Here is a 6905-nt window from a genome sequence, read left to right as displayed (position 1 = left end):
CATATGCTATACCTGTCCTATTCGGTTTACCGATTGGACATATAAGCCCAAACATTGGGATTCCTCTTGGAGCTACAGCGACAATAAATACAAATAATAAAACACTCTCTATTTCTTCTGGCGTAGCCACCCCGTGTTCAAATTAAAAAGGAAAAGCGATTCCGCTTTTCCTTTTATCCCGCTTTAATGGGCAGTAAGACCCCCACCTCAAAATGCAGCGAAAGCAAAGAAGTTAGGTGGGGGTCGGGCTGCCCATAAAAGCCCGATTGGTTCAACTAATAATCAGTGGGGGATGAAGAAAACCCCACTGATTAAATTTTCACTTTATTTATAATAGTTAAAAATTCGTCCAGATGCGATATCTGCAATTTCTTCTGGAATAAATGTTTTACTTATATCAGTACCGACATTTAATACTGCTGTAGCATCTTTCTCAATGCTACTAAATAATTCTTTCCCACGTATCGTAATAAGGGGTGTTCCTTCTGGCAACACGTCTTTTACAAATTCCATTTGTGTAAAGAACGGAACGATCCATCTACCCTCTCCTTGGAAATGACGCAAGCGAAGTATTCCTTCTGTTGCCCCTTCCTCTGCTTCTAGTGAGCCAGCAACATAAAACTCAGTAGATAAGAGCAATTCATAAAATTCCTTTTGCTTTTGTTTGTCATCCCCTGCTACAACAAGTACTTCTTCTATTCTCTTTACCGGAATTTGCTCCATATGATGCCACCCCTATTTTCAAAATGATTACACTTAAATTATACGAAATATTCTTATTTTTTTCTACATAATTCGCAATTATTTTCTTAAAATAATTTTAATGCTTCGTTTGGCTGTAATTGAAATAGAAAACCAAGTTGTTGCGATGCAGTAATAAAACAAATATAAGCGCAAAGCTCTACAATTTCTTTTTCCGTCCAATATTGTTTCAATACATGAAACATATTATCATCTATCGCCTTTTTGTCATGAATAAATGTATGCGCAAAAGTAACTGCTACACCAATTTCTTCTACCTTTTGCATATCATCAGGCCTTCCCTTTGCCATACAGTACGGGCATTCATTCCCGTACGCTAATGTTCTCCTCACTTGTTCCTTTAACTCTGCTGAAAGAGTTCCTTTATTGTACAGTGTATTTTCTAATGTACTCCACGAATGTAATATTTCCGGATTATGACCTAATAACTTTTGAAACTTTGTATCTCCTACATTTGATAATGAAATTCTCTCCATCATTTCCCCTCCTATTTCCTTCTGTTTTATTGTAAAATAAATAAAGCTCATTTTACATTTCATATGAATCTTAATTTATATTTTTTCTTTACAAAAATTATTATTTTACTGGAGGTATATTTACAAATGCAACTAGACCGTGTTGACCGAAAAATTTTAAATGAATTATATAATGATAGTCGCCTTTCCATGCGTGAATTGGCGAAACGAGTAAACTTATCTGCTCCGTCTACTGCAGAGCGTGTTCGTAAACTCGAAAGTGAAGGCGTGATCCAAAAATACACAATCGATATCGATTATAAAAAAGCAGGACTTGTTTTAGACTGTATTTTAGAAATCACTTTAAAAAACGGGGATACAACACGTATGCAACAGTTTATTCAGTCCTATCCATCTGCAAGTTTTTGTTACCGCGTAACAGGAAGCTTATGCTACATTGTAAAAATTTCTGTTCCTTCACTCGTTGAACTTGAAGAATTTATTAATGATGTTTCTTCATATGCAACGACTGTTTCTCATATCGTATTATCAGAAATATCTCTTACCCCTGATATTGAACATATCTTCCCAGAAGATTAATTAATTTTTATTCATAAAATATATAAAAACCCCTTACAATAAGAATAAAAATGATATATTATGTATTAAAATACATAAAGTTCGAGAAAGGGGCTTTACATTGAAAATCTGGTTTTATAAAAAAACGGGACAATTAGATGACTTGCTTGGCATTTGGGATAATGTTCCGACTATCCCTCGAATTGGTGAAAAAGTTGAGATTTTAAAAGCAGTTCGTACTGTTACAGATATTAAATATGTAAAGAACGGCAATAATTTTCGTGTGGAAATTATTACAAAGTAAAAAGTAGCTCACAAAGAGCTACTTTTTACTTATCTATTATGTGCTTTCTTTATAACGATTTTATCGTCTTCTACAGATACTGTTACATAATCATTTTCTTCTAATCGGAGCTTATTTACAGCCTCATCTGGTAGCTCTACAGCCATCAATCTATCTGTTACAATCACTTGACTATACACTTCATTTCCTTCTGATGCACTCACTACTTTTTCCTCATGTATGAAGCGCACTGGTGGCACACCCACTTCTTTTACCATACGCCATTGTTTCCAAACGTAAGGAATTAACCAAAGTAATCCAACGACTGTAAGACCGATACCGATCCATAAATTACTTTGCGCTTGTAATTCAGGAATTGAAATGGCGCTGCTCTCTTCTCCGCCGACAAATTGCATACTTGTTGCAATGAAATTATTTAGAGCGTGCACAGCAATATTCGTCCATATATTTTTCGTCTTTATGTATAAAAGACACATTACAACACCAAACATGAACGCACCAATAACATCAAAATGCCCTAAGCCAAAAATAACGGAAGATATAATGACAGCTTTTTTAATACCCCATTTATAAGCCATTCGCTGTAAAAAGAAGCCTCTAAAAATAACCTCTTCCATAATAGGTGCTAACACACATGCTGAAATGAAAGTAAATATCGTCATATATATGTTACTCGTATTAATAACATTTCCATCTTCTAACATAGTAACTAAGAAATTCGGTAACGTATGTGCTAATATGTAAAATTGAATATGAGATATACCAACTGAAAAAATCATTCCCATTATCGTTGCTAATACAATTAACCCCCACGGTAAACGTCCTGGTTTATCAAAAAAACTGTTAAATATAACATTATTTTTATTGGTTTTTACGTATAACCAAAATAACGGAAATACAAAAAACACAGTTATTTGTGAAATAACCTCCGTCGTATTCTCAGAAACATTTGATAGACCTAATGGGATCATCGTAAGGAACAGCCCTATAATCATCCATCCAAAAAAACTGCGTAGTCTTATGCGTGAAAATGCATCGTGCATATCGAACACCTCCAAAGATAGTAAAAGTACATGTTCAGATAACTAAATTATAATATGAATATAGTTGAAATTCTTCCTATTTTTCTCAAATACTTTTGAACACCATATATAGTAATCATTCTTTTCTTTCGGTTGAAATATACGAGAAAGTTATGTAATAAAAATCCCCGTTTTTACAAGCGGGGATTTCTTTTATTATAATACGTCACGTTTTTGGAATAATGCACTTGATGCTACAAGTAATACAACAAAGTATGCAGCTACAAGTAATAATGAAGTTGTAAATGTAAACTCTGTAAATGTTGGTTCTATTCCGCCACTTACTAGCTTATTGCTATCGTACACACTTAAATTTAAATGGAAGAACACTACAAACTTCGCTACACCTTTTGCAAACATCATCAGTACCATATTAATTGGTCCTTGTAAAAAGAAGAGGAACATCGTAATAATTAATGGTAAGACAGACTTTCTAAATACGTTTGCTAAGAAAAATGCAAGCGTCGCAAAGAAGAACGGTGAAAGTACTTGATATAAAGTAGATTTCATTACGATTCCTATCGTTAATTCTGTTTTACTACCATCCATTGCAATTCCGCCAATAATCATTGAAATAATCGTGTTAGCAAATATGATAAATACTATAGTAAGTAACACTGTAATATATTTAGAGAATAAAACTGTCATTCGTTTTCTTGGACGAATTAATAACTGCTTAATTGTACCTTTTTGGAATTCATCCGTAATTATACGAGAAGCAATCGTAATGCCAAAAATCGTTGCAAACAAAGTAATTAAACCAATCTCTGAACTTGCAAAATCTAAATATGATCCTTTAAATTCAGTTCCATCTCCCCATTTCAGCATCGCTAAAACTCCCAAAATTTCCAATACTGCAATAACACCAATTAAAATATACATACCTTTTTTCGCATGCAACTTTAAAAATTCATTTTGAATTAATTTAAACATTACGCTTTCACTCCCCCTGTAATCGCTAAGAACTCATCCTCTAACGTTTTATTTTGAACGGTAACTCCGTATACAAGCACATCTTCATTCACAAGTTTCTTTACAAGTTGTGGAATTTCTTCTTTCTTTACAGATACTACAATGACATTTCCTTGCGCCTTACCTGCAATGATTTCATTTGCTTTCTGAACTTCATCTACTTCAAACGCTACAACTACTGTCTCATCATGTTTTGCTTGTTCATGTAAGTTGTATTCTTGTACAAACTCACCTTGCTTAATAATAACGACGCGATCACACATAAGTTCAATTTCACTTAATAAGTGACTTGATACGATTACAGCAATATTCTCTTCTTTCGCTAAACGTTGTAAATAATCACGAATTTGACGAATACCAGCTGGATCTAATCCATTTGTCGGCTCATCTAAAATTAAAATTTTCGGCTGATGCAGTAATGCCTGTGCAATTCCTAAACGTTGTTTCATACCAAGTGAATATGTTTTCACCTTTTTATGAATTGCATGCTCTAATTCAACCAGTTTTACAATTTCAGCAATGCGCTCTTTACTAATTGGTGTAATTGCCATGTTCGCAAAATGCTTCAAGTTTTGCATTCCTGTCATATAATCATATAGTTCAGGATTTTCTACAATCGCTCCAATTTGCTCTAGCGCCTTTTCACGCTCCGTGCGAATACTATGACCACAAATTGTAATATCGCCCTCTGTCATTGAAATAAGACCTGTCATCATACGAATCGTTGTTGTCTTACCGCTACCGTTTGGTCCAAGGAACCCGTATACTTCCCCTTCACAAACTTCAAATGATAAACCACGAATAATTTCCGTTCCACCAATCCTTTTTCGAACATTCTCTAACTTTACTACTACGTTTCCCAATGCTGATTCCTCCTTTAGACTTCTAGTTTTTTATCGATTATGCGACCTGTTATATAAACAAGTAGAATAAATATTCCTATAGAAAAACTAAGGCTATATAAATTCATAAGTTTTTCCGGATAGAGAAACACATCCGCTCCTGATGATTCATCTATATATACTAATTTTTTTATTAGAGGTGCAGCAGGTGCAAGACCGCCCAACATTCCATATATAGTACCTAATAATTTTGTTACTAGTAAAAATAAGAAAAATACCATTGGATATTTTAACTTCTTCTTTTTCAAAGAAAACACTTTAACGCTTGCTACTGAAAAAAGTAATACTAGCAATATGCTAGATAAATTAAATACATATAACATAGTACTAAAGAGGTGCTTTAGTGGATTGAATACACTTTGAGTAAATAATACTTCATAGAGCTCTGTACCTTTTATTATTTTCATAGAAATACCATATAAAAAAATAGAGCCTATTAATTCAAAAATAAGTAAATAAATTACAGCGTATAACAATATTGCTAAAACAATCTTTTTACCGGATATCGATGTTAACCGAAATAATGTGCTTTCAGTCATTTTTCCAAATGCAGACACCGCCTGAATAACTATCATTGCTAAAAAAGTTATATATACTAGAATAACGAAAGCAACTATAATTGTTTGTCTTACTTCTCCTGATTCTTGTTTAATATAATTTCCCAAACTTACGAAAGCTACAGCGACAACGAATATAAATGATAACAAAGAAATAATTATTTGTTTTTTATTTATATTGTACATATATATTAAGCTCGGCTTCATCTACTAAACACCTCCTTAAACACATCTGTGACCGCTTTCCCTCTTTGAAAACGTAATTCTTCTACATTTTCATACAATACAATTTCCCCATCTTTTAAAAAGATTACTTCATCAAAAATATTTTCAACTTCATTTATTAAGTGCGTCGAAATTAGTATCGTACAATCTTCGCGATAAAACTGTAAAATAAGTTCCAGTACGTGTTCCCTAGAAACGAGATCAATTCCGCCCAGTGGTTCATCTAGTACGTATAACTTCGCTTTCCGAGAAAACGTTAAAATAATTTGTAGCTTTTCAACCATCCCTTTTGATAAAGCTGTAACTTTTTCTTCTAACGGTATTTTAAACTCCGCAATCGTATCTACCGCTTTTTGCATATCAAAGTCCTTATAAAAATCACGATAGAAAAATATAGAATCTTTTACTGTCATCCAATCATCAAATACTGGCTTATCAGACATAAACGAAACGATCTCTTTCGTTTCTAATCCCACCTTTTTACCAGCGATTGTAATGCTACCTTCAGAAGTGTGCTGCAGACCTGCAATCATTTTTAATAATGTTGTTTTCCCGCTCCCGTTATCTCCAACAAGCCCTACGATTTTTCCTTCGGTAATCTCTATGTTCAATTCACGAATCACCGCTTTTAATCCGTATCTTTTCCATAAGTTTTCTATTTTTAATAGCTCTGTCATTCGCTCTCCTCCCTTTTCTCATGTAATGAAGAACGAAGGATTGTAAGAATTTCTTCTTCTGAAAACCCTAAATTGTCCATTCCATCTATAAAAGAATGAAGTAATTCTTTCGCCATCTCTTTTCGCAGCTCCATAATTTTCTCCCCTTCATTCGTTACATATCTTCCCATTCCTCTACGTGTTACAACAACCCCATCTCGTTCGAGCTCTTGAAATGTACGCTGGATCGTATTTGGATTTACTTGTAATTCACTCGCTAATTCACGCACAGAGGGAATTTTATCACCAGGCAACAAATGTCCTGTTACAATTTCTTTTTTTATGTATTCCATTACCTGAATGTAAATTGGTATATTTGGAGAAAACTCTATTTTCATTTCTTCCCTCCTT

Annotated in this window: 10 protein-coding genes and 1 pseudogene; 3 read left to right on the top strand and 8 right to left on the bottom strand. The window is 33.7% G+C overall.

Going from position 1 to position 6905, the window contains the following annotated elements:
- A pseudogene (locus MR083_RS20725) lies at nucleotides 1-146 on the top strand (S66 peptidase family protein); the annotation flags it as partial.
- A 178-nt stretch (nucleotides 147-324) separates the two neighbouring features.
- On the opposite strand, the gene MR083_RS20720 reads toward MR083_RS20725, so the two are convergent.
- Both MR083_RS20720 and MR083_RS20715 read right to left on the bottom strand, forming a co-directional pair.
- Nucleotides 325-723: an SseB family protein gene (locus MR083_RS20720; protein ID WP_000435209.1), complete on the bottom strand. Its 399-nt coding sequence runs from the start codon at nucleotides 721-723 to the stop codon at nucleotides 325-327.
- 86 nt (nucleotides 724-809) lie between these two features.
- A complete protein-coding gene (locus MR083_RS20715) occupies nucleotides 810-1301 on the bottom strand; it encodes a carboxymuconolactone decarboxylase family protein (protein ID WP_153019374.1) in 492 nt (163 codons plus the stop codon).
- Nucleotides 1302-1364: 63 nt separating this feature from the next.
- On the opposite strand from MR083_RS20715, the gene MR083_RS20710 reads away from it, so the two are divergent.
- Nucleotides 1365-1817: an Lrp/AsnC family transcriptional regulator gene (locus MR083_RS20710; protein ID WP_001175495.1), complete on the top strand. Its 453-nt coding sequence runs from the start codon at nucleotides 1365-1367 to the stop codon at nucleotides 1815-1817.
- Between the two features lie 100 nt (nucleotides 1818-1917).
- Nucleotides 1918-2100, top strand: a complete 183-nt coding sequence (locus tag MR083_RS20705; RefSeq protein WP_242269779.1) for a DUF3913 family protein — start codon at nucleotides 1918-1920, stop codon at nucleotides 2098-2100.
- A gap of 29 nt (nucleotides 2101-2129) precedes the next feature.
- Here MR083_RS20705 and MR083_RS20700 read toward each other — a convergent pair whose 3' ends face one another.
- The 6 genes from MR083_RS20700 to MR083_RS20675 all read right to left on the bottom strand — a co-directional run bounded on the left by MR083_RS20700 (nucleotide 2130) and on the right by MR083_RS20675 (nucleotide 6892).
- The gene (locus MR083_RS20700) at nucleotides 2130-3143 is read right to left on the bottom strand and encodes a CPBP family intramembrane glutamic endopeptidase (RefSeq protein ID WP_242269778.1); all 1014 of its coding nucleotides are present in this window, start codon (nucleotides 3141-3143) and stop codon (nucleotides 2130-2132) included.
- 195 nt (nucleotides 3144-3338) lie between these two features.
- Complete coding sequence (locus tag MR083_RS20695; RefSeq protein WP_000475446.1) at nucleotides 3339-4115, bottom strand: ABC transporter permease; 777 nt, start codon at nucleotides 4113-4115, stop codon at nucleotides 3339-3341.
- The gene (locus MR083_RS20690) at nucleotides 4115-5017 is read right to left on the bottom strand and encodes an ABC transporter ATP-binding protein (RefSeq protein WP_000528815.1); all 903 of its coding nucleotides are present in this window, start codon (nucleotides 5015-5017) and stop codon (nucleotides 4115-4117) included. The genes MR083_RS20695 and MR083_RS20690 overlap by 1 nt, the downstream gene beginning before the upstream one ends.
- A 14-nt stretch (nucleotides 5018-5031) precedes the next feature.
- The gene (locus MR083_RS20685) at nucleotides 5032-5820 is read right to left on the bottom strand and encodes an ABC transporter permease (RefSeq protein ID WP_000804802.1); all 789 of its coding nucleotides are present in this window, start codon (nucleotides 5818-5820) and stop codon (nucleotides 5032-5034) included.
- Entirely contained in the window at nucleotides 5817-6515 is a 699-nt protein-coding gene (locus MR083_RS20680; RefSeq protein ID WP_000137749.1) for an ABC transporter ATP-binding protein, read from the bottom strand. Before MR083_RS20680 ends, MR083_RS20685 begins: the two co-directional genes overlap by 4 nt.
- Complete coding sequence (locus MR083_RS20675; RefSeq protein ID WP_000687504.1) at nucleotides 6512-6892, bottom strand: GntR family transcriptional regulator; 381 nt, start codon at nucleotides 6890-6892, stop codon at nucleotides 6512-6514. Before MR083_RS20675 ends, MR083_RS20680 begins: the two co-directional genes overlap by 4 nt.
- Between the last annotated feature and the right edge of the window lie 13 nt (nucleotides 6893-6905).

The organism is Bacillus cereus group sp. BfR-BA-01408, from assembly GCF_022663305.1.
Taxonomy (GTDB): domain Bacteria; phylum Bacillota; class Bacilli; order Bacillales; family Bacillaceae_G; genus Bacillus_A; species Bacillus_A pacificus.
Note: the sequence above shows the minus strand (reverse complement) of the source record. Positions and strands in the feature narration are given on the sequence as shown.

Coding starts and splice junctions, on each gene's coding strand:
- MR083_RS20720 (WP_000435209.1), bottom strand. CDS start 723: ATGGAGCAAATTCCGGTAAAGAGAATAGAAGAAGTACTTGTTGTAGCA.
- MR083_RS20715 (WP_153019374.1), bottom strand. CDS start 1,301: ATGAAATGTAAAATGAGCTTTATTTATTTTACAATAAAACAGAAGGAA.
- MR083_RS20710 (WP_001175495.1), top strand. CDS start 1,365: ATGCAACTAGACCGTGTTGACCGAAAAATTTTAAATGAATTATATAAT.
- MR083_RS20700 (WP_242269778.1), bottom strand. CDS start 3,143: ATGCACGATGCATTTTCACGCATAAGACTACGCAGTTTTTTTGGATGG.
- MR083_RS20695 (WP_000475446.1), bottom strand. CDS start 4,115: ATGTTTAAATTAATTCAAAATGAATTTTTAAAGTTGCATGCGAAAAAA.
- MR083_RS20685 (WP_000804802.1), bottom strand. CDS start 5,820: ATGAAGCCGAGCTTAATATATATGTACAATATAAATAAAAAACAAATA.
- MR083_RS20680 (WP_000137749.1), bottom strand. CDS start 6,515: ATGACAGAGCTATTAAAAATAGAAAACTTATGGAAAAGATACGGATTA.
- MR083_RS20675 (WP_000687504.1), bottom strand. CDS start 6,892: ATGAAAATAGAGTTTTCTCCAAATATACCAATTTACATTCAGGTAATG.